Source organism: Vibrio sp. R11-SG3-ISO9 (assembly GCF_059834255.1).
Genome location: NZ_JCBDGU010000056.1, coordinates 46774 through 73044, shown reverse-complemented (window position 1 = coordinate 73044; position 26271 = coordinate 46774). Strand labels below are relative to the sequence as shown.

General features: G+C 44.4%; 24 protein-coding genes and 1 pseudogene. 11 read left to right on the top strand and 14 right to left on the bottom strand.

Annotation, left to right across the window (positions count from 1 at the left end):
• Positions 1 to 51: 51 nt before the first annotated feature.
• Positions 52 to 1038 (bottom strand): porin, encoded by a 987-nt coding sequence (locus AC6R05_RS21305; protein ID WP_500648548.1) that lies wholly within the window; start codon positions 1036 to 1038, stop codon positions 52 to 54.
• 369 nt (positions 1039 to 1407) lie between these two features.
• On the opposite strand from AC6R05_RS21305, the gene AC6R05_RS21300 reads away from it, so the two are divergent.
• Positions 1408 to 2415 carry a succinylglutamate desuccinylase/aspartoacylase family protein gene (locus AC6R05_RS21300; RefSeq protein ID WP_500648547.1) on the top strand — a complete coding sequence of 336 codons (1008 nt, stop codon included), beginning with the start codon at positions 1408 to 1410 and terminating at the stop codon, positions 2413 to 2415.
• A 225-nt stretch (positions 2416 to 2640) separates the two neighbouring features.
• Here the strand turns inward: AC6R05_RS21300 and AC6R05_RS21295 are convergent, their stop codons facing one another.
• From AC6R05_RS21295 to AC6R05_RS21275, 5 genes are all read right to left on the bottom strand, one after another.
• Complete coding sequence (locus AC6R05_RS21295) at positions 2641 to 3360, bottom strand: DsbA family protein (protein WP_500648546.1); 720 nt, start codon at positions 3358 to 3360, stop codon at positions 2641 to 2643.
• A gap of 65 nt (positions 3361 to 3425) precedes the next feature.
• Positions 3426 to 3986: a protein disulfide oxidoreductase gene (locus AC6R05_RS21290; protein WP_500648545.1), complete on the bottom strand. Its 561-nt coding sequence runs from the start codon at positions 3984 to 3986 to the stop codon at positions 3426 to 3428.
• 5 nt (positions 3987 to 3991) lie between these two features.
• A complete protein-coding gene (locus tag AC6R05_RS21285; protein WP_500648791.1) occupies positions 3992 to 6004 on the bottom strand; it encodes a protein-disulfide reductase DsbD family protein in 2013 nt (670 codons plus the stop codon).
• Between the two features lie 142 nt (positions 6005 to 6146).
• The gene (locus AC6R05_RS21280; protein ID WP_500648544.1) at positions 6147 to 6605 is read right to left on the bottom strand and encodes a hypothetical protein; all 459 of its coding nucleotides are present in this window, start codon (positions 6603 to 6605) and stop codon (positions 6147 to 6149) included.
• Between the two features lie 232 nt (positions 6606 to 6837).
• On the bottom strand, positions 6838 to 7086 hold the full coding sequence (locus tag AC6R05_RS21275) for a hypothetical protein (RefSeq protein ID WP_032550422.1): 249 nt from the start codon (positions 7084 to 7086) through the stop codon (positions 6838 to 6840).
• 232 nt (positions 7087 to 7318) lie between these two features.
• Between AC6R05_RS21275 and AC6R05_RS21270 the strand changes: the two genes are divergently transcribed.
• Positions 7319 to 8923, top strand: coding sequence for a mechanosensitive ion channel domain-containing protein (locus AC6R05_RS21270; protein WP_500648543.1), 1605 nt, complete (start codon positions 7319 to 7321; stop codon positions 8921 to 8923).
• A 143-nt stretch (positions 8924 to 9066) separates the two neighbouring features.
• On the top strand, positions 9067 to 9894 hold the full coding sequence (locus AC6R05_RS21265) for a recombinase A (RefSeq protein WP_500648542.1): 828 nt from the start codon (positions 9067 to 9069) through the stop codon (positions 9892 to 9894).
• Here the strand turns inward: AC6R05_RS21265 and AC6R05_RS21260 are convergent.
• The gene (locus AC6R05_RS21260) at positions 9884 to 10678 is read right to left on the bottom strand and encodes a response regulator transcription factor (RefSeq protein ID WP_152469811.1); all 795 of its coding nucleotides are present in this window, start codon (positions 10676 to 10678) and stop codon (positions 9884 to 9886) included. The genes AC6R05_RS21265 and AC6R05_RS21260 overlap by 11 nt on opposite strands.
• Positions 10679 to 10950: 272 nt before the next feature.
• On the opposite strand from AC6R05_RS21260, the pseudogene AC6R05_RS21255 reads away from it, so the two are divergent.
• The 3 genes and pseudogenes from AC6R05_RS21255 to AC6R05_RS21245 all read left to right on the top strand — a co-directional run bounded on the left by AC6R05_RS21255 (position 10951) and on the right by AC6R05_RS21245 (position 13450).
• A pseudogene (locus AC6R05_RS21255) lies at positions 10951 to 11823 on the top strand (DUF3187 family protein).
• 159 nt (positions 11824 to 11982) lie between these two features.
• On the top strand, positions 11983 to 13014 hold the full coding sequence (locus AC6R05_RS21250; protein ID WP_500648541.1) for a porin: 1032 nt from the start codon (positions 11983 to 11985) through the stop codon (positions 13012 to 13014).
• Positions 13015 to 13144: 130 nt separating this feature from the next.
• On the top strand, positions 13145 to 13450 hold the full coding sequence (locus tag AC6R05_RS21245; RefSeq protein WP_500648540.1) for a hypothetical protein: 306 nt from the start codon (positions 13145 to 13147) through the stop codon (positions 13448 to 13450).
• A gap of 153 nt (positions 13451 to 13603) precedes the next feature.
• Here AC6R05_RS21245 and AC6R05_RS21240 read toward each other — a convergent pair whose 3' ends face one another.
• Positions 13604 to 15451: a M3 family metallopeptidase gene (locus tag AC6R05_RS21240; protein ID WP_500648539.1), complete on the bottom strand. Its 1848-nt coding sequence runs from the start codon at positions 15449 to 15451 to the stop codon at positions 13604 to 13606.
• A 476-nt stretch (positions 15452 to 15927) separates the two neighbouring features.
• Between AC6R05_RS21240 and AC6R05_RS21235 the strand changes: the two genes are divergently transcribed.
• Both AC6R05_RS21235 and AC6R05_RS21230 read left to right on the top strand, forming a co-directional pair.
• A complete protein-coding gene (locus AC6R05_RS21235) occupies positions 15928 to 16518 on the top strand; it encodes a hypothetical protein (protein WP_500648538.1) in 591 nt (196 codons plus the stop codon).
• A gap of 140 nt (positions 16519 to 16658) precedes the next feature.
• A complete protein-coding gene (locus AC6R05_RS21230) occupies positions 16659 to 17567 on the top strand; it encodes an aldo/keto reductase (RefSeq protein ID WP_150870049.1) in 909 nt (302 codons plus the stop codon).
• Between the two features lie 59 nt (positions 17568 to 17626).
• Here the strand turns inward: AC6R05_RS21230 and AC6R05_RS21225 are convergent, their stop codons facing one another.
• On the bottom strand, positions 17627 to 18298 hold the full coding sequence (locus AC6R05_RS21225) for a prepilin-type N-terminal cleavage/methylation domain-containing protein (protein ID WP_152469806.1): 672 nt from the start codon (positions 18296 to 18298) through the stop codon (positions 17627 to 17629).
• Positions 18299 to 18500: 202 nt separating this feature from the next.
• On the opposite strand from AC6R05_RS21225, the gene dbpA reads away from it, so the two are divergent.
• Positions 18501 to 19880 (top strand): ATP-dependent RNA helicase DbpA, encoded by a 1380-nt coding sequence (gene dbpA, locus AC6R05_RS21220; RefSeq protein WP_390520303.1) that lies wholly within the window; start codon positions 18501 to 18503, stop codon positions 19878 to 19880.
• Between the two features lie 75 nt (positions 19881 to 19955).
• On the opposite strand, the gene AC6R05_RS21215 is transcribed toward dbpA, so the two are convergent.
• Positions 19956 to 20129 carry a hypothetical protein gene (locus AC6R05_RS21215; protein ID WP_032550409.1) on the bottom strand — a complete coding sequence of 58 codons (174 nt, stop codon included), beginning with the start codon at positions 20127 to 20129 and terminating at the stop codon, positions 19956 to 19958.
• 247 nt (positions 20130 to 20376) lie between these two features.
• On the opposite strand from AC6R05_RS21215, the gene AC6R05_RS21210 reads away from it, so the two are divergent.
• Positions 20377 to 21216: a DUF6279 family lipoprotein gene (locus AC6R05_RS21210; protein WP_500648537.1), complete on the top strand. Its 840-nt coding sequence runs from the start codon at positions 20377 to 20379 to the stop codon at positions 21214 to 21216.
• Between the two features lie 42 nt (positions 21217 to 21258).
• On the opposite strand, the gene AC6R05_RS21205 is transcribed toward AC6R05_RS21210, so the two are convergent.
• The 3 genes from AC6R05_RS21205 to AC6R05_RS21195 form a co-directional block, all read right to left on the bottom strand.
• Positions 21259 to 21882, bottom strand: coding sequence for a 3'-5' exonuclease (locus AC6R05_RS21205; protein ID WP_500648536.1), 624 nt, complete (start codon positions 21880 to 21882; stop codon positions 21259 to 21261).
• A gap of 34 nt (positions 21883 to 21916) precedes the next feature.
• Entirely contained in the window at positions 21917 to 22309 is a 393-nt protein-coding gene (locus AC6R05_RS21200) for a PPC domain-containing DNA-binding protein (protein ID WP_500648535.1), read from the bottom strand.
• A 74-nt stretch (positions 22310 to 22383) separates the two neighbouring features.
• Complete coding sequence (locus tag AC6R05_RS21195) at positions 22384 to 23577, bottom strand: DEAD/DEAH box helicase (RefSeq protein WP_032550404.1); 1194 nt, start codon at positions 23575 to 23577, stop codon at positions 22384 to 22386.
• 180 nt (positions 23578 to 23757) lie between these two features.
• On the opposite strand from AC6R05_RS21195, the gene bluB reads away from it, so the two are divergent.
• The gene (gene bluB / locus AC6R05_RS21190) at positions 23758 to 24432 is read left to right on the top strand and encodes a 5,6-dimethylbenzimidazole synthase (RefSeq protein WP_500648534.1); all 675 of its coding nucleotides are present in this window, start codon (positions 23758 to 23760) and stop codon (positions 24430 to 24432) included.
• A gap of 57 nt (positions 24433 to 24489) precedes the next feature.
• Here bluB and AC6R05_RS21185 read toward each other — a convergent pair whose 3' ends face one another.
• The gene (locus tag AC6R05_RS21185) at positions 24490 to 26103 is read right to left on the bottom strand and encodes an NAD(P)/FAD-dependent oxidoreductase (protein WP_032550402.1); all 1614 of its coding nucleotides are present in this window, start codon (positions 26101 to 26103) and stop codon (positions 24490 to 24492) included.
• Between the last annotated feature and the right edge of the window lie 168 nt (positions 26104 to 26271).

Below are 26271 nucleotides of genomic sequence, written 5' to 3'. Positions count from 1 at the left end.
AAAAAGCTGAGCAATTGCCCAGCTTTTAGAAAGTCTATCTAGAAGACGAGATTAGAAGTCGTAGCGTACACCTAGGCGAAGTGTATCTTCACCTTCAGTTACAACACCAGCAGTCTTCACTTCGTCTAAGCCATTAAGGTAGTACGATAGGTAAGTACGGAAGTTGCTGTTGAACTTGTAGTAACCCGCAAGTTCGATACCGTCTGTAGCGTCAACTTTTGTGCCGTTCGCTAGTTCGTTCTCTTGGTAAGTGTATACCGCTGCTGCAGAGATTTGCTTAGTGAACTTGTACTGAGCTGCAAATTCCATAGCTGTGAACGACTCTTCGTCTGTACCCGTCGCTTTATCATCTAGGTCACCCATAGAGTAAGTCGCTGCAAGGTATAGGCTATCTAGCGAGTAAGCAACACCAGCTAGAACTTGGTTTGCGCTACCTGCGCCTGCACCTAGGTCTTCAGCTGCGTAAGTCAGACCAAGATCTAGACCGATTGGCAGAGAGTAAACACCTGAAATGCCGTAGCCATCAGAATCTTTTGTACTGTTTGTTTTGTAAGTTGCTTCTAGTTGAAGTGCATCGAAGCCACCACGGTATGCGAATACACCGTCTTCTTTGTCAGAAGCTGAATCGATAACTTGCTGAACACCAGAGAACTCAGTGATATCCGTGAAATCAGAAACAATAACAGAAGCCATGTCTTGACGACCGAAAGAGATAGCTTGGCCATCAAAATCAACACCAGCGTACATGTAGCGGTTTTTGAACGTACTGTCACCAGACCCTTGTTCTGCTTCGTAGAAGCCAAACGCAGTTGCTGTATCAGTTAATTGAGTTTCACCTTTCAGGTTTAGACGGAAGCGAGTTTTGTCTTCCATAGACCCTTCAACTTCAGCACCGCCTGAACCGATGAAATCGCCACGGAATTCCGCACGACCGCCGATTTTAAGCTCGGTGCCGTCAGAGCTGTAAACTGTTGCTGCTAGAGATGAACCTGAAACTAGTGCTGCTACCACTGCAGAAGCTAGAACTGCCTTTTTCATAATCACTTACCTTGTATTGTAAATTCCGTGAGCGCTGTGCTCGTTCTTTTCGAGATGGGGTTAATTTAGAGCAGCCAAATTAAGCTTTCATTTCTAGGAAATTACATTTTCGTGAATAGGGAACTTTTCCTTAGTTATTAATTTCATTGCACTTTTGTTTCATTTTTATTTTTTGGTTTGCATATCTGGTCGGTTTTATTTGTGCTTTTTGACTAACTATTCACACCTAGGGTAAGAGGGAACTCTATAGGTAACTTATTGTTATGCTTCAATTCATTCATAGAATTAAAGGTTGTTCTAAGGATCGATTAGGTTATGATTCAAACTGTGGCAAACGGATCAAATTAGGCGCACTTGTGGGGAAACTGAATGAAAACAGAGTATTTAGGAGATGTGTTACAAGGAAGACAGGTAATTACCTCTCTTAATGTTGATGATCTCTCAGTGGGCGAACATCAGTTTTGGTTCCAAGTGACCAGTGATGGCCTTGGTCAACCTAAAAACATGCCAGTGTCTGTTTTCAAAGGGAGCCAAGACGGTCCGAAGTTGATGATAACCGCAGGTATTCACGGTGATGAATTGAATGGCGTGCTCGCGGCACAACAGATCATTCGAGAACTGGTTGGAAAAGAGTTGAAAGGAACGGTAACAATCGTCCCAACCGTCAACTTGCCGGGTCTGCTGAATCATAGCCGTGACTTTGTATCATCGGATCCGGGGTCGTGCCCTGCCAACTTAAATCGCCTATTTCCTGGAGATGCACATGGTTTGGCAGCAGAGCGATTTGTCGCGTCATTGTGGGAGCATCTACTCAAGCATAATGCGACGTTTGCTGTTGATCTTCACACCCAAACCCGTGGTGCAGTTTACCCTCTGTATGTATTTGCTGACTATCGCATTGAGCAATGTGTTGAAATGGCACGCTTAATGAAACCTGATTGTGTTCTGAATGATCCGGGTGATCCGGGTATTTTGGAAACGGTTTGGAACCGTAGTGGCATTCCAAGCGTTACCGTTGAAGTGGGTATGGGTAAAGTCACGCAGCCAGAGATGATTCAACGTGCTGTGGATGGTGTGTTCAATATACTTAGCTACTACGACATGTTAAGTGAAAACCTTGAAGCTGCAGTCTTACCTGATATCGATTGGGTTGCAGGTGACAGTGTTGTCTCTATTCGAGCGGATATTGGTGGTTTTGTATTGCCTCAAGTCTCTATGTTGCAGCAGGTTGTTGCTGGTGACTTGTTAGCGATCCAATACGATGCGTTTGGTAACGAATGTCGTCGTTATTTGTCGCCTTCGAAAGGGCATGTATTGAGCTATAACGTTGATGCTCTGAGGGAGCCAGGTGCTTTGGTTGCTCGTTTACTTTGTTAGATACAAAGAGCGCATCAAACAGAAGACAAAAAAAACCGAGCAGAGCTCGGTTAAAGGACAGTGCCATAGAGTAGGCGTGGGTGTTGAACTCTTTGTTTCAACGCCTTTAAGTTAGTCGCTGTAAGTGAAACTTATGTGGACTAATGATGACACTTTGAAACCACTTTAATTTCATTGAGATGACGAAAAATGGAAGCGTGACTCGCTTCCATTTTTTATGCTTGATTAAAATGCTTGGTCTACGACGTCTTTAAGTTTGTCATAAGGCATGTATCCCGGAAGGAACTGGCCATTGATGATCATTGTCGGTGTGCCAGTTAAGCCCAGCGCTGAAAATGTCTGATGGTTAGTGGTGAGAACCGAATCAAGCTCTGGTGTCGATTTTAGCAGCTCTTCTGTACCCGTGCGTTTCGCTACTGCTTCTAAAGAACGAGTAGTATGCAGTCCGCTTTTTGCTACGAGCAGGTCATGAACTTCGGTGTACGCTTCTGGCTTTTGTTGCCAAACGTTCATTGCATACAGAGCAGAGTTGGTTTCGATCTTATCGAGCTTCTGTTGCTTGAACGACACGTAAACGTTGATGACTTTGAGATCTTTCTCTTCTTCTACCAGTTGTCCAAGAGCTTTCTCTAATCGTTTACAGAAAGGACAGTTGTAGTCAGTGAAGTTAATGATGATGTTCTTACTATCTGGGTTACCCATAATCGGGTGAGCCGGATTATTGTAGAGCCATTCTTGACTATCAGCTTGCGCCTTTTCTGCTTGCTCTTTACCCGCTAAGTATTGTTGAAGGCTAGTATGCAGACCTGAAATGGTTTCAGGGTTCTCTTTTAAAAAGGTATTGATCTCTTCCAGTTGCTGCTCTTGTTGAGGGCTAAGCGCTGCTAGTGCAGTCGTCGAAAATAGAGCACTTAAAATCATGCCAGCCAGTAGTTGTTTCTTCATTATTGATTCTCTTTCTTGAGGCCACTCTTTTTAGCAAGAGTGGCATTATTATTAGTTCGGTTGGTTTATGCCAAAGCAGCACGCAACCAAATACCTAGCGGTGTGGTAACACCCGTTGTAATACTTTTGATCTCTCCATCTTTAATGATAGCGATGGTCGGTGTAACGCTGATCGCCCAGTCACGGCCAATTTGTCCACTGGTGTCGTTGAGTACATCGAAGTTGTAGTCCTTAGCTTGCAAGTAACGGGACACTCGCTCATCGGGGCCAGAAGAGAGAGAGACAGAGACGACATTGTGAGATTTGGCTAACCAATCGACACTCGGACTGACAAATTTACAAGCGCCACACCAGGTCGCCCAAAAATAGACGATCACGGGCTCGCCTTGGTTACTCAACTCTATCAAGTCGATCTCTTCTCCTTGAATCGAAGTACCGACCATAGGGATAGCGTTACCTTGAGGCATGGACTGTGAGCGATAGAAGTCCATTGCCGCTGAAATCACCCCGACGATCAATAGGATAGAAAGCAGCTCTTTGGACCAACGCTTGATGCGCTGACCTAGACTCTTCTGCTCCTTATTCTCGGTTTGATCATCCTGCTCGGATTGGTTTGATTTAGTCATGATGATTACCTCGCAGTGTTAATTGCTTGAACCACGGTATCGCCATCCAAAATAACTGGCAGTGGTATGCCTGTTGGAACCTTCGGCCCATATACAATATTGAATGGAACGCCGTAACGGCCATTGCTTTGTAAGTATCCTGTCACGCTTTCACTTGGTGTGGTCCAGTCACCTTTCATCAATACCATGTCTGGTTGCTGTAGGTGAGAGTAGACAGGGTCTTGTAAGATCACGCCGACTTTATTGGCCTTACAAGTGATACACCAATCTGCTGTGACATCAACAAACACGGTTTTCCCTTGAGCGACTAAAGCTGGAATCTGCTTAGCATCAAGTGGTTGCCAAGGAAGATCGTCAACAATTGGCGTTCTCCAGTGTTCAGCCGTCATGCTTCCTGCAATCAAACCGACACCAGACAATACTGTCGTGATTGCTAATAAAGGCACCATTACTTTGCGCCCGAGCTTCACTCCCACCCAGATCAATACAGCGATGAAAATAGTCGCGCAGAGCACAATGGTCGAAAACAGCCCGATAAATGGCTTAAGCAGGCTTGCCAACCAAAGACTGGTAATGAACATCATTAAGCCAAACAGAAGCTTGACGTGATTCATCCAATTGCCTGGTTTTGGTAGCAGTCTGGTTAGGCTTGGGAAAAGCGCGAACAGTAGCCATGGGGAACTCATACCCAGACCTAAAGCCAAGAAGATAGCCCACAGTTCAACGTAGCTTGCTCCAAGGGCATAAGCGACGGCAGTTCCTAAAAACGGCGCACTACAAGGTGTTGCTAACAAGGTCGCAAACATGCCTTGCACGAAATGACCCGAGTGCGAGTTATCCCCTTGAGTTGCCATCCAAGTGTTCATGCGCGACGGCAGTCTGAATTCGAATAGGCCAAGTAAGTTGAGTGAGAACAGCAACGTGATAATCAACATTAAGGCGATGAACCATACACTCTGAAATTGAATACCCCAACCAACGGCGTTGCCGCCGAGCTTAAGTAACGTCATTCCAGTGGCCAGAATCGCGAATGAAGTGATGACGCCTGACGCCGATGCGATAAAGGACAGTCGGATGTGCTTATTTGACGCACCTTGATTTTGTATAATGCTGTTGAGTTTCATGCCAAGTACGGGCAGAACACAAGGCATAATATTAAGAATCAAGCCTCCAACCAGCGCGAATCCAACCATGACCCAGAAGCCTTGGGTAGTGTTCTCATACACAATCGGCTGGGTGCCGACACTAGCAGACAGTTCTTCAGCAAAGTTAGTATCTGAAACGGTTACGTTAACTACGCGTTCAGTCAGGTCGACTTCGCCTAGCCAGTTAGAAACATCAAACACTGCGGTTAGAGTGTTGTCTGTTATGTGCAAAGCAGGTTGAGCGAAGAAATCATCAATGACAGACTCACCGTCAATCAAGACTTGTGGCTTATCCCAAGCTTGATCGTTGTCGAGTTGAACAACTAGCTGCTGATTGGCTTTGTCCCAGAAAAGTTGTTCGTTAGATACGTGATAAGCAGATTTAGGTGCACGGCTCATGCCTTGGTTAAACAAGAACATGGCCTGTTCATCAAGTGCTAATGATTGGCCATCTATTGGCAACTCGATCGCATAGTCGTGAAGTACACAAATAGTCGTGCACGATGGGAACGTCAGATTGGCTCGAAACAGCGCGGGTAGATTTGGATCTTTTAGCGTCAGTGTTACAGGGAAGCTGACGTGCTTTTTATACCCGAGCGTCATCACGCCTAATTGTTCGTAATATTTCGGAATCGGCCAATGCCATTCGACAGATTCAATGTTGTTGGATTCTGACCAGTCCCAACTTGGCGGAATACCACCCTCACCAGGGCTGCGCCAATAGGTTTTCCAGTCTCCAGACAGCTCGACATCGAGGACGGTTTGAATGATTTTGCCGTCATTAGATTGTTCACCTGTCGACATCATCCGCATTTTTACGGGTGGATGCTCAGGCGCGCTGATCCAGCCTGTGCTTTGAGCAGAAGCTAGCATTGGCAACAGTATTAACAACGTAGCCAGAAATTTTACGCATGTGCGAGTGATGGTTGCTAAACGCGCAGCAACGCTATTGGTTCGTGTGTTGTACACAAATGTATCTCCAAAAAGTAAATAAAAAGGGTGAGAAGCCCTTTATCTACTCTCTAAATATACAGTGCTCTAGATGAATGCGGTGCTTTACTGTTCTTGCTGCTCGATCATGATTCGCTGGGATTCGAGATGATCTTGGCGCGCTAACGAGTGCAATAACAAGTAAGAAAGTGAGAGGGAGAACCCAGCCAGTCAGTGGCGCTGAAAAAGATGGTAAGTTTTTGGAAAGGCTACAACTACTCTTATCAGGAGAAGTTAAAGGCTGAGAAGCCTCAGGTCCAAATACATTGTTGAACAGCGACTGCATCTCTGAGGTTGATTCAACAGACGATGCAACTTGAGCTGAATTAGCCATAGAAAGTACAGGCTTCGAGAGTGATTTACCTTGAGATATACCAAACGCCAAGCAAGTCATGATGACTAACCCGGTTAGCATTAAAGCCCAAATTGAGCGCTGCTGGGTTTGGTGATAGTTAGGTAAAACAGACAGTGTAGAATCCTGCACATTATAAAATTGAGTGAACTAGGGTAGTGAATAAATGATTGGTCGACAAGTCATAATCGCGTTAAAGCCAACAACAAATGTAACAAGTTGAATGGGGAGGCTGATATTTAGGACAAAACAATCGTTAATGAAGAACGGACTTAACGGGAAAGTGATACAAAAAAGCCAACCCTTTGGCTGGCTTTAAACGATTTATTTCGTGAGTACGGCTAACTTAGCGAGTGAGGCTAATTTAGTGAGTACGACGTGGGCCGTTGCGCACTAGGTCTTTACCCGTTTCGTATACTTCATCAGTGATCCAGCGAGCAAGAAGAACCTGGTGGCTGCTGTTGAATACCGCTACGAAGTGACGACCGTCGGAGTTGTTGGTTGCCATACCTACGCCTTCAACACCTTCTAGGCCTAGACCGCCAGATTCTACGTCGATCAGAAATTTCTCTAGCTCTTCTAAAGAATCAATAATTTCAAGTTCGTTGTTCATCTTTATTACTCGTTCTTTTACTGTTTAGCGACTTCTATTATAGCTTGTCATAGAGTTGCGTTTTCTTGTTGGGCGCTACTCTACAGGTCATCCGCACAGATTGAAACTCTCAAATTTTTGAACTCTCTAGTAATTCTGAGTGAGAGCTGAATTAATTTCATTTAAATAATTGTTATCCATATTCTTTTTACTACTCTTTAAAGTGGTTTTCGGACTTTATTAGAGGTTAAGGATGATGAATTTTTGGCGATTTCTACTGTTGATGTTGGCACTGGTAACGTCTGTGAGTTTTGCAGAAAGCATAGAGAAAATATCAGAAACTCAAGATCAGTTAATGGTGGAGTTAGCAGAGCTGCAATCTGCTCATGAGGCTGAAAAGCCTTTTCTAGAAGATATTTTGAGGCGTAAGAATCAAGCACTACGTGATGAACTTTTCACTCAGCTCTCTTCCGATAACAAACAGCTGGTGGACAAAGTCCTAGGGCAGCAAGTGACGATGCTTGAGCAACTGCTCGAAATGAATGAAGTTAAAATCGTAACTCTGAGTAAGGAGAATCGGACCACAGAGGGCGAAGCCAAAAAGAGTATTGAGCTACGTGTACAGAAACGCATTGGCATGATGGACGACTATTATCGTCAATTAGCTAAAACGCTGACTTGGTCGAGCGATCGTGGAATCGATGTTGCAGCGTCGAAAGAGAAACTAAAAAAGGCGCTCGTTGTCCGGTCTGAATATCTAACCAACGCTATTTTGTACACAGATACACAACGTCAAGATTTAGAGAAACGTCTCGCTTTTGTCGGAGAGGAAGAAAAGGCGACCATTAACAGCGAGCTAGAGCGTTTTAGTGAACGCACCAGTGTTATGGTTGCTAGCTTAGAAGAAACCATCTCACTTATGGAGCCTTATGGGGTTGACGTTACATCATTCAAGCGAGTGTTATTGGCAACCACAGGCGATATTAATGCGGACGTTTTGGAGTGGAACGTCGCTCGCGATCTGTTAGAGGGTTGGGTAAGAAACTTTGGTTCATGGGCGTTTGAGAATACTCCATCGTTTGTGGTGAAGCTTGCGCTGTTCTTGGGGATTCTTTACGCGACGAGTTTACTTGCCAAGTTAGCTCGAAAAACAGTGAGAAAGAGCGTCTCTCATTCCAAGATGGACTTTAGTGTCTTGATGCAGGATTTCTTTGTCTCTATCGCATCTAAGGCCGTTGTCTTCATCGGCTTGCTGATTGCGCTATCTCAGATTGGAATCGAGCTTGCGCCACTGCTCACTGGTTTTGGTGTAGCAGGTGTGATCATCGGTTTCGCGTTGCAAGATACGCTCTCTAATTTCGCTTCAGGTTTGATGATTCTCATCTACCGCCCTTACGACGTTGGCGATATGGTTAAAGTGGCGGGAGTACAAGGCACAGTAAAAGACATGAGTTTGGTGTCGACCACGGTGCAGACCATTGATAACCAGCGTTTAGTGATTCCAAATAACAAAATTTGGGGCGATGTGATTAACAACATTACAGCGGAGCGCGTGCGTCGTGTAGATATGGTCTTCGGTATTGGCTATTCCGATGATATCGACAAAGCGAAATCGGTATTGAATGACATCATCGTTAATCATCCTAAAGTGCTGAAAAAGCCAGAGCATATGATCAAGCTGCACACACTCAATACTTCTTCGGTGGATTTTGTGGTGAGGCCTTGGGTGAAAACCGACGATTACTGGGATGTGTATTGGGATGTGACAGAAACCGTGAAGAAACGATTCGACGAGGAAGGCATTACTATTCCATTCCCTCAACGCGATGTGCACATTTACAATCACGAGCAAAGCTAAATAGAGTGGTTACAAAATGGACTGATTAATAGACGCCTAAGTAGGCGTCTATTTTTTAGGGTATAAGTGCTAAGCGATAAATGACTGTTAAGCCAAATAATTCGGTATGATAGCCACAGACTGAATTAGTGAAGAATAGTGACATGGATAACCCAGAGCAAAAACCTCGAATCAGAAAAGCGACACGCATTGAGAGTGTTATGAATTCTGCAATGTGGCATCTGACTCAGCGAGACATGACAGAACATGAGCTTGTCTCAAAGTTGAAGGTTAAAACGGACAACCAAGAGTGGATCGACGAAGTGCTTCAACGGTTGCGTGACTTTGGGTATCTAAAATCAAACCAAGATTTCGCTGAGCAGTTTGTTGAACAGTCGTTTTTTGGCGAGTTCGGTTCCGCGTATATTGTTGAAAAGCTTAAGAAGAAAGGTCTGAAAGACTCCGATATCTATGATGCGATCCATAAGGTTAAAAGTGACAAGAATATAGACGAGCAATCGCTCCTCAATGATCGAATTAATAACTACTACAATGACTTCAATATGAGTCGTGAGAAGTTGGTTTCTACCTTACAGAAGCGTGGATTTAGCTATCAACAAGTTAAGATCGCTATCGATCAACACCCGAGTAGCTCAAACCTGAAAACCAACATTCAGATAAAGGCAGAAAAGGCGGATTTGGAAAAGGAGGTCTTGAAATACGCTCGAAAAGGCAAAGGTCTCACAGCGATCAAGCAAGAGCTAAAACAGCGACAAATAGATACCAGCGGCATCGCTGAACTTGTCGACAGGTTGATCAATGAGGAGCAATTAGATTTCTATTCAAGCTGTTTAGAGCAACTGCAAAAGAAATCTTATGATGTGAGTGATCATAAAGAGCGAGCAAAGGCCTATGCCATGCTCACTCGTAAAGGTTTTTCTTCTGATGAGATTAAGTTTGCTCTCGCCGAGGTTGAAGGCTTTAACGAATAGCGTTGGAGTTTTCAGCAATCCCAAGTCCGTTTCTCAGTGCGAACTGAGTCAACTCAATATGGTTATCTAGCCCAAGTAGCCCGAGCATTCGGTACTTATGTGACTCAATGGTTCTTGGGCTCAGGTGAAGTTTTTCTGCGCATTCTCTTGCGCTATTGCCTTGAGCGATCAACGCCAGTACTCGAGACTGCTTCTTTGATAACAGCAACAGCTTATCACTGTCGTCTTGAAGGCAGGTTTCGCTCTGTTTCAGTGAGCGCGCTAGCGTTGAGTGTTGCCAGTAACAGAGCCAAATTTCACATATCAACTTAAGGCGTTGAATATCCTCTTTCGCAAGCTGTCTTGATGGATCGTGAAAGTTACTGAACGACAGTGCTCCCCAGCGTTGGCCAAACAGTTGTAGCGGGATAATGCAGTGCCATCTTCCCCCTTCTCGGTAGAGCTGCTGCAACACAAAATTATCGCTGTTTTGCATTTCATACTCGTTGAAAGTCAGGTACGTCTTTGAAGTTTTCAGTAGCTTTAGGTAATCAAGATGATTCCCACCAACAAATAGAATCTTATTGATTTGAGGGATATGTTTTTTGGATACCGAACAAGTCTTCCCCTCTTCAAGACAGACCATTGAGTTTGGGAAAAGCGTTAACCTGTCGATATCAAACCAATCGAGAACATCAAACCCCGCTTCAGACCAGGCTTGATTGAAGTTAGTAGGGTCGCAGTTGATCAGGGCTGATGACTGCTCCATGACAAGTTGTTCGAAGCTCTTTTTGATTGTGTCCATGTGTCTACCGGGTGTTACTGTAACGATTAGATGGGTAAAAATTAGTGATTATGTACACTGTTCAATTGCAAATTTATAACATGTAATGATAGATAAGAAAACTGGATGACTGCAAAGCAGTAGATGTACTGCATAAACTATTGGTGAAATTTACGACAATTCATCGGTTTTTATTATAGTCAGTAATCGTCATGAAGCCTCTAAACCCCATTACTTTATTAACTGCTCTTTCTCCCACGTTGTTCTTATCTTTTGATGCAGTTTCCTCTCCGATGTTTGTCTACGCTCAGTCGCCCATTCACTCTAATGTGTTGTCGACGCAACTTAGGAGTGCCGAGCCAAATAGGGCTGGGACGTTTGAGTTTAAGTCCTCCTACACACAAGCAAGTATTTGGGCTCACACCAGTGACTATGCTTTGGATTATTATCAAAACCAGACTCATCTAGCGTTGCAATGGCAGGCATCTCCTGTATGGAAAACAGAGTTGGAATATCGCAAAGTAACGGCAGTAGATAATGGTCTAGACAGCTTTGTGATGGGGTTTCATGACCTATTTGGCATTGGGCAAAATGGTCGCGACCAAGTCGATAACGACCAGTTCACCATGGACTTTCATAAGGCGGGTATCTCGATATCGGACTTTGAAGGAGACGACCTGACCAATGCCGTGACTTGGTACAACGAGTTGCTGCTGTATGCACAAGGCCCAAGTTCACTGTCTGTGGGTGGTTCACTGTTCTACAACAAGGTAAAAGATGGCGAATTCGCACGTTCAAGCTTCGAACAAGGAGTACAGGCCAACTACAGCTTTATGACCCCGCAGCACCGAGTTTTTTCAACCTTGGGTTTAGTCCATCGTAACGGCGACAAATACGTAACTGAGCTTGAAAACTTCAGCTTTAGTTGGGCTGTCTGATACGAATACATGTTCAATTTACGCCACAGTGTTGTTCTTGAGTCATTGAACTATCATGGTTGGGCGACCAACGATCCTGACTTTTCAGAACCTTCTAACGAAGTGGTGCTTGGTTATCGCTACCGCTTGCACCCCGTCATGATTGAAGCGTTGATGACTGAAAACATCCGTAACATGGATAACAGCACGGACATCGCTTTCACCTTGAGTTTTAGAATTCAAATATAACCTGAGTTGTATATATAGAGTTCAAATAAAATTCAGGGAAATTATGAAATGCCGTAAATCTACGGTACCTCATGAAACGAAATTTAATAAGAATGGCGCCACACCAAAAGTCTTGCTGATAAAAGACTTAACAAACACAACATATAGGTAGTGGTCACCATGAAAAAAACTCTAATTGCACTTGCGATTGCAAGCATCTCTAGCTCTGCGTTCGCTGTAAACACAAGCAGCCAAAATAGCCAAAACGAAGAAATGTTCGCGTTTAATCCAATGCACAAAGATCAGTTCTCTGTGTCTGGTTCTTTCGGTGTTGGTGGTTACTACGATACAGGTTCAAAAGCATTTTACGATGATTGGGCGACAGGTCTAACACTGGCTCTTAATTACCGAAATAACCGCGTTGTTGCTTACGTAGAAACAGACCTAATGCTTCAGTATACGACAGACAACAACGTTGCAGATGCTGACGCAGCAACTTCTGATTGGGTTAATGGCATCGATACTGGCCCTGCAACGCACGTTGATAAAGCTTGGATCGGTTTTGATACCGGTTACGGCATCGCGTCTTTCGGTTGGGAGAATGATACAGCTCTAGATAAAGTTGACGGCGCTGGCGACACAACTTACGAGTTCGGTGCTTCTGCAGGTGATGCATCAGATGCGTTTAACGTAGTTAAGTTCCAAGGTGCAACTAACGGCTTTGCTTATGGTATCTCTTACTTCGAAACTGACGATGACCACAACGACGCAGACAAAGGTGTGAATGGTTACATCGGTCTTGAGCAAGAAGTATTCAGCGTATACGCGGGTTACGAAACTCGTGATGATGAGAAAGACTACGAGGTTTACTCTCTATCAGGCAACATGAAGCTAGGCTCAATGACTCTAGGTCTGAACTCTTGGATCGACCAAAACGATGAAATGAAGAACACAGGCTTCTACTTCTCTGGTGGTTACACGCTATCTGAAGACCTAACTATTGCTGCAGGTTACGCGTTCAACACCAACGAAGAAGACAACGCATCTGACATCGACTCTTCTTACATCAACGTTGCTGCAATGTACCGCATCTCTGCAAGCGCTGACATGGGTATCGATATCAAACAAGACCTAGAAGGCGCTCGTTTCAGTGGTAACACACAATACGATGAAGAGACTCACGTGTTTGCAGCGGCTTACTACTACTTCTAATAGTCATGTATTGAGGGGGCATGCCCGGTCTCCCTCTGATTATGTGTCTTAATGATATATCCACTGTTTAATTTTTCGGCCACTTCGTCTTGAGGTGGCCTTTTTGTGTCATTTTTTCTGAGATTTATAAATGATTAAAGAGATAACAGCGCAGGGAGTGATTTATGGTAACCCTACACTGTTTACGTGCAAGCCAAACCGTGAAGGTAAATATGAACTGGCTCGTAAGGTAGGTCGAGAGCCTGGAACGCGCCCTCAAGACTTACAAAACAAAGTGTATGTTGATACGTTGGAAGAGGCTTTGAAGCTTCTCAAAACCCATCACTACTACATTGTGTTATCAGGGAAAGTTTTTGGTATTCATCGTAAATCATTACGAAGCATCGATTCTGTCGACATTGTTTATCATGGTACTGAAACTACCACATCGGTCTAGTTAGGATGTTAAGTGAGCTTAGCAAGACCAAAGCCTTTTAGCTGTCACCCGTTAAGGTAGTGCTTGGTTTACTTGAGTTACTAAAAAGCCGCTCAAATCACAATGATGAGAGCGGCTGTTGCTTGCGCGGTCTAGCGTAGATTGATTGGATCACTAAGCGTGGTATTTCTCTGCGATATAACCTTCAAATGCAGTAAGCATAGCTTCATCTGATTGTTGGTTGTTGGCGATCTCAAAGGCGCCATCAACAATGCTGATCTTCGCATTCAAGCTACTTGCATGTGCTCTTTCTCTTGTTGCGAATGCCGCTATCTTCTCTTGCTCAATCTCCCAAGCTTGCTCAACCGTCAGGTTACAGGCATCAGCTAAATACTTAGCATTAAAACCTTCCCCAGTTAGACGCTCAATGGTGGTGTTGTGGTTAACACTATTACCAGCATGCCAGTAATGTTCCGCCAATAGAGGCCCAATTTCTGGGTTATCGGTTAAGTAACCAAACTTGTTCGTAAAGTACGCTCGTGTTTGGTATACCGCCATATGTGCCAGCAGGTAACCTTGGTAAGCACAAGCGGCTTCATCAGAAAGTAGATGTGGAATTGCCATCAATGGACGTGGGCTTGATTCTAACCCTAAGATTTCCAACTCAGTACGACGAGCAAGCTGAGTAATGTTTTCTGGCGTTAGCTCGTTATCATTAAGCTGATATAAGGCACGCTCGAAGTACGGAACAACCAGAATACAACGCTCTTGATACGCCTTGAACGGTTGTTTGCTGTCGATCATCGCTTTGATTAGTGAATCAGGTACGGCCTCGCCTTTTTCATTTAATGCGTACTGTTTTAACCAATCAGCATCATCAAGCAAGCTATCACAGAACATAGATTGTGTTTCTGCATAAGCCATCGACGTTGGTGAAAACTCTTGCGAGAAGCAAGGTGCGTTCATCTTCACGTTAGCAAAGTGCGCGGCATGACCACCTTCATGGAAGAGGGTATTGATTCCGTCAAAGCCACTGCCAATTTGATCTGGCTTTGCGTTACTCGTGAAATTGACTTGTGCAGGTACCCATTGGCTTTGGTCGTAAAATGATGGTGTTGGACCGTGACAGAAACCATTCGGGTATTTGCCTTTACGGTCTAGCAGGTCGAGTTTCAATGTGGCTTGTGAGTACTCAATATTCAGACGACCAAATGACTCTACCCAACGGCGCAGAGATTTTGAAAACGGCACGTAAGGATCGAGTTCGTTCATCACATCGCCAGCAAAAGAGTAGGTGAAGTTGTGACCTAGTAATGCTGACTCGCCTTTCTCTTTCGCTAGGTTAGCCAGACTCTTTAAATGGCTGTCTCGGGTGCGCACTTCAAAGTCATCTAAGATCGAAAATAGCTCTTCCGAAGTCATCTGCTCAGTTTTCACCACTGAATAATCAAAGTAGTTTTTGTAACCTAGTGCGCGTGCGAAAGCATTTCTCTGTTTGATGAGCTCAATGAAGCCGTTGCCGAGGAGCCACTGTTCAAGATCAAGCAGTGATTGGTGAGCAGAACGACGCACAGCCTCACTGCCGCTGTTTCGAATCGCAGAACCCAGCACAGGAAGCGAGCCTTCGACTTGCTCACCTTCTTCGTTGGTGTAGGTCATGGTGTGATTCTGTTTTTTCTCAAACAGTTCAGCTTCGAATGCAATCAGTTCTGCTTTGAGTTTTTGTGCCTCATCACCCTCTATGGCATGAGCTTTGAAAGTGGCTAACCAACCTTGTAGGCCTGTTGTTGTCGCGACTCTCTCTTCGTTATCTTGAATTAGATTCACGTTATTCAACTGTGCTTCAACTTCAGCAATTTTGTCTGCATTACTAAGAAATTGAGTCCATGCCGTTTGAGCTTGCGTCGACCCATCATGATCGTCGCTGATCCCCATATAGGTCTCCCAAAAGAAAGCTTCTTTCTCTTGGTGAATAGCGAGGTACTCTTTGTTGAGTTGGTTGAGGTATTGAGTTGGGTTCATGTCATTCCCTTAATTGATATCCTGTTTGTGTGGCTATTTATCAATGTCACTGGCCTTTAATAATGTATTTGTCGACGTCGCGATCTGTTGATTTAATTCATTACAGATGGAGATGATTCATTAAAGTCATTGATATCTAGAAGGTTATTCCTAGGCCACAATGGTGCAAATCATACTTGAACGAGTTGCTCTGCACAGTGACGTCTATTCCTAAATGGTTATTTATTTACTCAATATAAGGCGATTATGGGTTCATTTTATGTATGTTAAGCCGATAAATGCGTGTTGAAATGCAATATATGGAATGATATTCTATTTGTGTAATGGTTCTCAACGTGATGGATTACGTTATTTAAGCAAAGTGAATTTCTGTAGCGGGCATGTATGCTCGCTTTTTTTTGCTTTCCACTCAGAGAGTCGTACTTATTTAACCCGTGCGAACGTATAATTGGGGCATCTCAGATAAGGATTGCTCGATGAAATTCTCTTCAACTCTTTGCCTCTCTTTTGCTCTTCTATTCAGTCATGCAACACGTGCCAGTGAGTCTTGGTGGTTTCGTACTGTGTTTAATAGTGATTTAAGTGCTCCTGATACTGCCAGCCTAATGCATGATGCTGAGCTGTTTGATTGTGGCGAAGAAGAGGGGACTTTGTTGTGCAGTGATGAGACAAACTACTATGATCTAAAAGTGTTTGTTGAACTCGAGTTAATTGAAGGAAAAGTATCTTTAACCAGACTCTCTTTACCCAATTCCAAGTTGAATGATACTAAGGCCCAGCTCTACTTGCGTAAAGATGGCTTACAACTTAAGTCTGCAACCATCAATGGCGTTACCTTCGATGTGTTGAAGGAACTTGAGCTGGCCGATGAGCAAGGAAATAGCCCACAAAGTGTTGACCAAGCATTGGTAACTTTTCTTAACACGACGTCTTCATCGAGCTCTACCTTGGACAGCAATAAATCCTTGGTTTGGCATTGGCCAGACAATGAAGCAGCTTTGGTGATGATGCGCCATCAAGATCAAGAGATCATCATCGAACTCACGAGAGACATGGTTAACCAATAAACAGTCTTTGTCTTTTATGACGATGTTTTTGTAACAAGTTCACATTTTTGTAGTGGGGCGTATCGGCGAAGGCTTTATTAATTTGAGGCTATAATTAAATAAGCATAGGATACGGTTATTACTGATATAGGAGATAACCCATGGTTGCAAAAGTAACAATCGCGCCACAAGGCCCAGACTTTTCTGAGCTGGTTCAAGGATATTGGCGTATGGCTGAATGGGGCATGACTCCGCAACAACGCCTCACTTTTCTCAAAAAGCACATAGACCTCGGTATAACAACGGTTGACCACGCAGACATTTATGGTGGTTACCAATGTGAGAAGTTATTCGGTGAAGCGCTGGCTTTGGACCCGAGCGTGCGCGAGCAGATTCAGATCGTCACTAAGTGCGACATTAACTTGTGTGGAGACCATACTCCTGACCGCAAGATCAACCATTACGACACTAGTGCTCAGCATATTTACCAATCAGTGAATAACTCTTTGGAGCGTCTCGGCGTTGATGAGATTGACGTTCTACTTATTCACCGCCCAGATGTACTAATGGATGCGGATGAAGTGGCAGAAGCGTTCAACGAACTGTATAAGATCGGTAAAGTGAAGCACTTTGGTGTGTCTAATTTCACTCCTCGTCAACTGGAGCTTTTGCAATCGCGCTTAGGTAAGCCCTTGGTTACCAACCAAGTAGAGATCAATCCACTTAACTTTGAAGTGGCTCATGATGGAACTCTGGATCAACTGCAGATGAACCGTATTCGTCCAATGGCTTGGTCTTGTCTTGCTGGTGGTGAACTGTTTACGGGTAAGAGCGAGCAAGCTGTTCGAGTACGTAATGAACTTGAAGCGATTCGCAAAGAGGTTGGTGCTGCAAGTATCGACCAAGTGATTTATGCATGGGTTCGTCGTCTGCCATCAAAACCCTTGCCGATTATCGGCTCAGGAAAGATTGAGCGAGTGCAAACAGCGATTGACGCATTGAGCATCGAGTTGACGCGTGAGCAGTGGTATCGAGTTTGGGTAGCATCGAAAGGTCATGGTGTACCATAGACTTTAATATAGCTAAGTTCAGAACATAGAAATAAGGCCAGCGTTTGCTGGCCTTTCTGTTATGGTTTGGTAGCTACCGTATACTTTTTAAGCTCTTCGTCATAGTCAATACCGTTTGATAGATCGGTAATGCCAGTGACCATTTCTCCATCAACTGCGTTATAAAGTAGGAATGGTGCTTGACTAAGATCACCCTCAATGCTGTAAAAATGGCAGTAGGAAAATTCACCAGTTGGTTGATTAATAAGAAATTTGTAACCGTTTTGTTTAGCTAATTGGAAGTTTGAAAAACTTGGGGTTCTGCTCGTACTTCCCCCTTCTTTAGGAGAATTACCGTAGCGGTTATCTTCATAATGATCAGAGTTAGTCAGATCTTGTAGTAGCCAATAGCAAGAACGATTGTTATTGATCGTTCTTTGGATACCCGACGCTGAATTCCAAACCGGGTAGCAGCTTCCGGTATAATTGGAGTAAATACCTTCGATATTGAAGTCAGTTGCGTTTTCATCACGCCCTTCTTCTACATCTCCCCCACGCGCCAAACAAGCGGCTTGGTAAATGTTCACGGCAGTTTGAAAGTTTTCTAGTAGGGTAGAACTAGATGCTGATCTTGCATCATCGGCGATAGAAAGGAACCTTGGTGCAGCTACAACGGCAATAGCTCCAATAATGACAATAATTATAATTAGTTCTAATAGTGTAAAGCCTTTATTGAGCGTATTGTTTTTCATTACCTAAGACCTTTGAAGTAATATTCTATTTCAAAATTTGAGAATGATGTACGATATCACATTGGGGCGGTCAGTGTGTCTTAAATTTGAGATATATTCACTCTCTTTATTAGTGAGTAAATTAACAACGGCTACTATTGAGTGGAATATTTTCTAGAAACACTCATAATGCACTCTGTTTTTCATTAGCTGGAATTGTCCTGTGACCACTGCAAAATTCTCTTCAATTGCCCTAAAACCAGAACTTATTCAAACTCTGGATTCATTGGGTTATACCGAAATGACACCGATCCAAGCACTGAGCTTGCCTTCTATTCTTGGTGGTAAAGATGTCATCGGCCAAGGTAAAACGGGTTCAGGCAAAACCGCCGCCTTTGGTTTGGGTGTGCTACAAAACCTTCGTGTTAAGCGCTTCCGTGTTCAATCACTGGTGCTATGTCCAACACGTGAATTGGCTGACCAAGTGGCGAAAGAGATTCGTACACTGGCTCGTGGTATCCATAACATCAAAGTGCTGACGCTTTGTGGCGGTATGCCAATGGGGCCACAAATTGGTTCTCTTGAGCATGGTGCTCACATTCTTGTGGGTACACCTGGTCGTATTCTTGATCACCTTGATCGTGGTCGTATCGATCTATCTGAACTGAACACATTGGTTTTGGATGAAGCTGACCGCATGCTAGAGATGGGCTTCCAAGATGCAATTGATGCTGTGATTGATGCTGCGCCGAAACAGCGTCAAACATTGTTGTTTAGTGCGACGTTCCCGAAACAGATCAAGTCGATTGCTGATCGTATTATGAATAACCCTGAGATGGTGAAAGTAGAGTCGACACACGATCACTCAAGCATCCAGCAGCACTTCTATAAGCTTGAAGGCACAGAAGCACGTGACGATGCACTAGAGCTGCTGTTACTTCATCACCAGCCTGAATCTGCGGTTGTATTCTGTAACACTAAGAAAGAAGTTCAGAACGTAACAGATGAACTCGCACATCGCGGTTTCAGCGTAATTGAACTGCATGGTGATATGGAGCAGCGTGAACGTGACCAGGCGTTGGTTCAATTCTCAAACAAGAGCATTTCGATTCTGGTGGCAACAGATGTCGCGGCTCGTGGTCTGGATGTAGACAACCTAGACGCAGTATTTAACTTTGAGTTGTCGCGCGACCCTGAAGTTCACGTACATCGCATTGGTCGTACTGGACGTGCAGGTAGCAAGGGTGTTGCTTGTAGCTTCTTCAGTGAGAAAGAGATGTATCGCGTTGCTCAAATTGATGAGTACATGGATATGCCGATTGAGCCATCTGAGTTGCCAGCTAAACCAGTTGCGAAGCCATACTACTCAAATATGGTAACGATTCAGATCGATGGTGGCAAAAAAGCGAAGTTACGTGCAGGTGACATCTTAGGTGCATTGACAGGCCAAGGTGGTATTGAAGGTAAGTCCGTGGGTAAGATTAACCTTTTCCCAATGCGTGCCTATGTCGCAGTCGAAAAATCGGTGGCGAAGAAAGCGTTACGTAAGATTGAATCTGGTAAGATGAAGGGAAGACAGTTCCGAGCTCGAATTCTGAAGTAATTCGAACGACCAAGTTCTTGTGACGCCTTAACGGCACTCTGATTTCAAAGTGCCGTTAAGACTATCCACACAGCTCTATTCATCTGGGCGAATAGAATAGAGATCATTGATATGCTTACCTTCACCAAGATACCAATTCATAGCTTCCTGACGATTGTTCGCTAATATCCTTACTGTGGTTATTTTTCCATCTTCAAAATAGCAAAGCTCATATTCTATTTCGCTCGAATAATGAGGAATAGCGGCCATAGATTGCCTCCCAAATACTAACCTTCGATATTTTATGCAAATATCATACCTTTCTGTATGTTTAGTTGCTTATCTATTGGTCAATAAATTACGAAATTCATCACTGCCAACAATTAATTTTATTTTAAGCATTTACCCAAATAGAGAACTTGGCAAGTTCATCTCTCAATTTCTTTATAAATCCCGCCAAATGAAGCACAACAATCTAAACTATCTGTGAGTAAACGTTGCAGACAGAGTGAGTTGTATGAAATTTCATCGATATTTAGCGGTTATATTGGCAAGCCTTGCCACATTTGGGTGTGCCACCAAATTTGCATACAACAATATTGATTGGTTCATTATTTCGTATATTGAAGACCTAGTGCCTTTAAATTCAGTCCAAGAATCGGAATTAGAGAATCGGCTACAAGACCTACAGCAGTGGCATAAGTCCACTCAACTTCCATTATACATTCAGCAAATCAATAACATTCAGCAGCAAAAGCGGCAATCGATCACCGCTGATTTTATTCAGCAGCAGGGTGATGAAATTAGAACGCATATTCGAACTATCGTGACTGAGTTTTCGCCAGATATATATGCACTGAGCTTGCAGTTGTCACCAGAACAAGACCAAGAATTCTTAGAAAATTTTAGAGCGAAACAACAAGAATATTATGATGAGCGTCTATCGTTGGATGATAAAGAAGCTCGCGAGTTCTATTCCGAACGAGTAAGAAAAAGAGTGGAGCGCTGGCTCGGAGATATAAGCTCGGAGCAAGATACCATCATTAAGAATTGGGCTAGCGAGTGGGTAAATACGAATCCTGATTGGCACCAATATCAGAAGAATACTTATCAAGCGGTATCAGACCTAGTAAAGAAAAAGGTCGATTTACCATTCGTTCAGGTAACAACCATGCAATTGTTGCTGAATAATGAATCTTATTACCCAGACACATTACCCGACAAATTGCAGAAGAATAGTGCCATTTCAGCGAAGTATTTAATGCTCATTGCACAATCAAGTAGTGAGAATCAGTGGCAATATTTTATGGATGAACTGGGTATATTAAAGTCTACTCTAATCGACTTACAGAAGTAGCTTCGTGCCCATGACTGAATAGTCAAAGGCATAAATAAAGGGCTAGCTCACTTGGTTTGCCAATAGTTTTGATACAGCGGTTTTGCTGGTTTTTGAGATCTTCTGCATTAAAGCGAAATCGGGGTTGGTAATACCGTGTCCAGACGCTAGCTCGTCTAACATCACCAACCACAATTTGGCTGTCATCTCTGAATCCGCTAAGGCTCTGTGAAAGGTACCGTCGTTTTCGATCTGCTTGTATCGTACTAGATCGCCTAGCTTATGTGTTGGCGCATCTTGGATTAAACGGCGCGCAATCAACATTGAGCACGCGAATTGCCCATCATAATTCCTACCCACTTGCTCAAGTTCAGCATCCAAAAAACGCTTATCAAAAGAGGCATTGTGTGCCACCAAATGGCTACCTTGGATAAAGTTTGCGAATTCTGTCATAACCTCTTCGCAGCTAGGGGCAAGCCTTAACATGTTATTAGTAATGCCCGTGTAGCCCTCAATAAAACTGCTGACTCGAAAACCTGGGTTCATTAACTGCTGAAAGGTATCAACGACGACGCCATCAACTAGCTTTACTGCACCAATTTCGATAGCGCGGTCGCCCATGTTAGGAGACAGGCCAGTGGTTTCGAAGTCGAGTACGATAACTGAGTGGGCAGAAGAAGACGGCATAATGGTTCCTGATGAAAATGGTTTAGCGACGATTTTAATTGATGACAAGTTCGGTATAGCCAGTCGACTCATCATGTTCACGGGTAAACGCGAGCTCTGGGTAAGTGTGTAAGATAAGTTCAGCCGTGGTAGCGATGAGTGTGCCTTCTAGCAGATGCCCGCCGATAACCTTTCCTTGCTCGTCCGCTACTGAGATATGAATGTGCTGGTGGTTGGGCGTTAGAGTTCCCATTACCGAAACTATCTCAAATGGCGCGTCAATTTGTAGAGTTTGGTCAGCGTTGGCGAGTCGAAGGTTGATGGTTGAGACACAACCTACACAAGATGCGATGGTACCTGCTGATATTTGGTGCTGGTTAACCAACTCTTGAATCGACAGTTTGAGGTCTTGGCCTCGGGTTAGCCTAACTGCTATTGGAGTGATCATAGTGTTTCCTTAAATCAACGCTAGAAGGAAAAACAGAAGCGAAGCCAGATGACTTCGCTTCGTTGATGAATGCGTTACTTCTGTTGCTCTCTTTTGTGTTTAGGCACAAAGTTCAACACAGAAATCGGCACAGGCTTACGCGGCTCAAAACCTTCAATCACGCGGCGCTCAATCAAATGACCGAGGCGCTTTTCAATGATGCATAGGTTCTTGAAATCATCTTTTGATAAGAATGAGATCGCTTCACCTGAAGCATCTGCACGGCCAGTACGACCAATACGGTGTACATAGTCATCCGCTGGGAATGGCAGGTCGTAGTTGACTACGCGAGTCAGGTTGTCGATATCGATACCACGAGCAGCTACACCTGTCGCAACAAGGAACTTTACTTTCCCTTTTTTGAAGTCAGCTAGGACTTTCTCGCGAATCGCTTGGCTGCGACCACTATGGAAAGACTCAGCGTGGATACCGCGCTTCTCCAACTGAGAAACTAACTTGGCTGCACCGTGTTTGGTTTCGATGAAGATCAGAGCTTGTTCCCAGTTTCCTTCTTGGATCATATGGCTTAGGAGTGCTGATTTGCGGTCTTTATCAACAGTGACTAACCACTGTTCAATATTGGCTTTTGATGCGGCATGCTTAGCAATTGAGATCTCTTCCGCTTCTTGAATAGCACTCTTAGCAAGATCTCTAACTGGGTTCGATAGAGTAGCCGAGAACAGCAAGTTTTGTACGTCTTGAGGAAGACGTGCGATGATCTTGTTGATGTCTTCAATGAAGCCCATGTCTAGCATGCGGTCAGCTTCATCAAGAACCAGTACTTCTACTTCTTCAAAGTACACCGCTTTTTGACCGTACATATCGATCAAACGACCTGGAGTCGCAACCAAAATATCGACACCTTCAATGAGGCGCTCTTTCTGATGCTTGTACTCAACTCCACCGTACATTGCCAATGAGGTTAGGTTAAGGTGCTTCGCATACTTTTTGATGTTGCGATCAACCTGAACGGCTAGCTCACGAGTTGGCGCTAAAATCACAGCACGAATGCGTTTTTTACGCTGAGTCGTCCCTTTGCTCAACATCTCCAAAATCGGCAACACGAAGCTCGCGGTTTTACCAGTACCGGTTTGCGCTGCGGCGATAAGGTTACGACCAGAAAGAACAATAGGAATTGCTTTTTCTTGGATAGATGTCGGTTTATCGTAGCCGAGTGCATTAACGGCTTTAACAATTGGGGAGCTTAATCCAAGTTTGGAAAATGGCATAAGGGTCTCAGTTAGGTTGGCTGTATTAGCGGTGGGTTGGAACAGTCATTAAGACAAAGTCTATGATGATGCGGGGCATTCTACCATGTTGCCTGACTACCGCTAGTTTTATGGTGGCTTTAGTTGGATAATGCCTTTTCAATCGCTCATTCAAACCGCTCAACTAAGTGATAGGGAAGTATGGAAATCACGACCAACGAACGCGACGCCGTTTATAAGACTATTTTTTCACGCCGAGATGTTCGAGGCCAATTCCTGCCGGACCCGATATCTGAAGAGGTGCTAATGCGAGTGCTCACTGCAGCGCATCATGCACCCAGTGTCGGTTTCATGCAGCCATGGGATTTTATCGTGGTGCGAGACGCGGAAACCAAACAGAAGATAAAGCGTGGCTTTGATCAAGCTCATGCAGAGTCGGCAGAGATGTTTAGCGATGAAAGGCAAGCGCTCTATAAAAGATTGAAGCTAGAGGGTATTGTTGAGTCGCCAATTGGTATCTGCGTGACTTGCGACAGAAACCGAACTGGTCCGGTAGTTCTCGGTAGAACAATCAAGCAAGAGATGGACTTGTACAGTACTGTATGTGCGGTTCAAAACCTATGGTTGGCTGCAAGGGCAGAAAACCTAGGGTTAGGATGGGTGAGTATTATTCATGACTCTGCGTTGAGAGAGGCTCTGGAGATCCCAGAAGAGATCGATATCGTTGCTTACCTTTGCCTTGGTCAGGTCGAGCACTTTAAGGATAAGCCTGAGCTAGAAACCTTGGGATGGCTGCCACGACGTGACGTGAATTCAGTGATTCATGAAGGGAAGTGGAACCCTGAACAAGTCGAGTCCGCTCAGTCTGACAAATAAAACGAATAAAAAAGGGCTCTAAGAGCCCTTTTAAAATCAAGTTTCGGTGTCAGGTCGTTACTCTGCTGCTTGACCCGTCATTGATAGCGCTAGCGCTTCTGCAGCCTTGATACCGTCAATACCCGCTGACAAGATACCACCTGCGTAACCGGCACCTTCACCCGCAGGGTAGAAGCCTTTTAGGTTGATGCTTTGGTAATCTTTACCACGCTTGATGCAAACAGGAGAAGACGTACGAGTCTCAACACCTGTTAGTAGGCCATCTGCACTAGCAAAGCCTTTGATCTTCTTATCGAACGCTGGGATAGCTTCACGAATTGCTTCGATAGCGAAGTCAGGTAGCGCTTTAGAGATATCGGTTAGGTGGATACCCGGTGTGAATGATGGTTGGACATCACCTAGCTCGCTTGGATCGCGACCTTTCAAGAAGTCACCAATCTTCTGCGCTGGTGCATCGTAGTTTTCACCACCTAGCACGTATGCGCCTGTTTCCAATTCGCGTTGGAAGCGGATACCTGCCAGTGGGTCACCTGGGTAATCGCGTTCAGGGTCAATGCCAACAACGATTGCACTGTTCGCATTACGCTCGGCACGCGAGTATTGGCTCATGCCGTTAGTTACCACGCGGCCTTCTTCAGAAGTCGCAGCAACAACAGTACCGCCAGGACACATACAGAAGCTGTAAACGGTACGGCCATTCTTACAGTGGTGAACCAGTTTGTAGTCCGCAGCACCAAGGATTGGGTTGCCAGCATTTGGACCGAAACGCGCTTCATCAATCATTGATTGTTTGTGTTCAATACGGAAACCAACAGAGAATGGCTTCGCTTCCATGTAAACACCGCGTTCGTGCAGCATTTCGAATGTATCACGAGCACTGTGTCCTACCGCTAGGATAACGTGGCGAGATTTGATCTCTTCGCCGTTAGATAGGGTCAGGCCTGTGATTTGACCATCTTCCATGTGGATGTCGTCAACACGAGTGCTGAAGCGAATTTCGCCACCAAGCTCGATGATTTTCGCACGCATTTTTTCGATCATGGTAACCAGTTTAAAGGTACCGATGTGCGGCTTACTTACGTATAGGATTTCTTCAGGTGCGCCTGCCGCAACAAACTCTTCGATAACTTTACGACCGTAGTGTTTTGGATCTTTTACTTGGCTGTATAGCTTACCGTCAGAGAATGTACCCGCGCCGCCTTCACCAAACTGTACGTTTGATTCTGTGTTCAGAGTACGTTTACGCCAGAAACCGAAGGTATCTTTAGTACGTTCACGAACTTCTTTACCACGCTCAACAACGATAGGCTTGAAGCCGCTTTGCGCTAGGATAAGCGCTGAGAATAGGCCACATGGACCAAAACCGATAACGACAGGGCGCTCAGTTAGGTTTTCAGGTGCTTGTGCAACAAACTTGTAAGCCATGTCTGGCGTTACTTTCACGTGAGGGTCGCTCACGAACTCTTCGAGTAGGGCTTCTTCGTTTTCTACAGCGACATCGAGAGTGTAGATAAGAAGGATCTTTGTTTTCTTACGAGCATCGTAGCCACGTTTAAAGATATTAAAAGAGATAACCTGATCAGCAGTGATACCCAGTTTCGCTTCAATTGCGTCTTGGATTTCGTGCTCTTCGTGGTCGAGTGGAAGTTTAATTTCGGTTAAACGTATCATGTATAGATGTCTCGTTTTATAGGTGTCTTAGCTTGGCACTGCGGATCTCATCATAGTTGTTGAGAGAGTGCTTCGCTCACAATGGCGCGCATTTTACGAGAAATTGAATTCTCTGTCATAATAAATTGAAAGCAGAAGCGAATTAGAGATGATATTCCCCCGCGATGA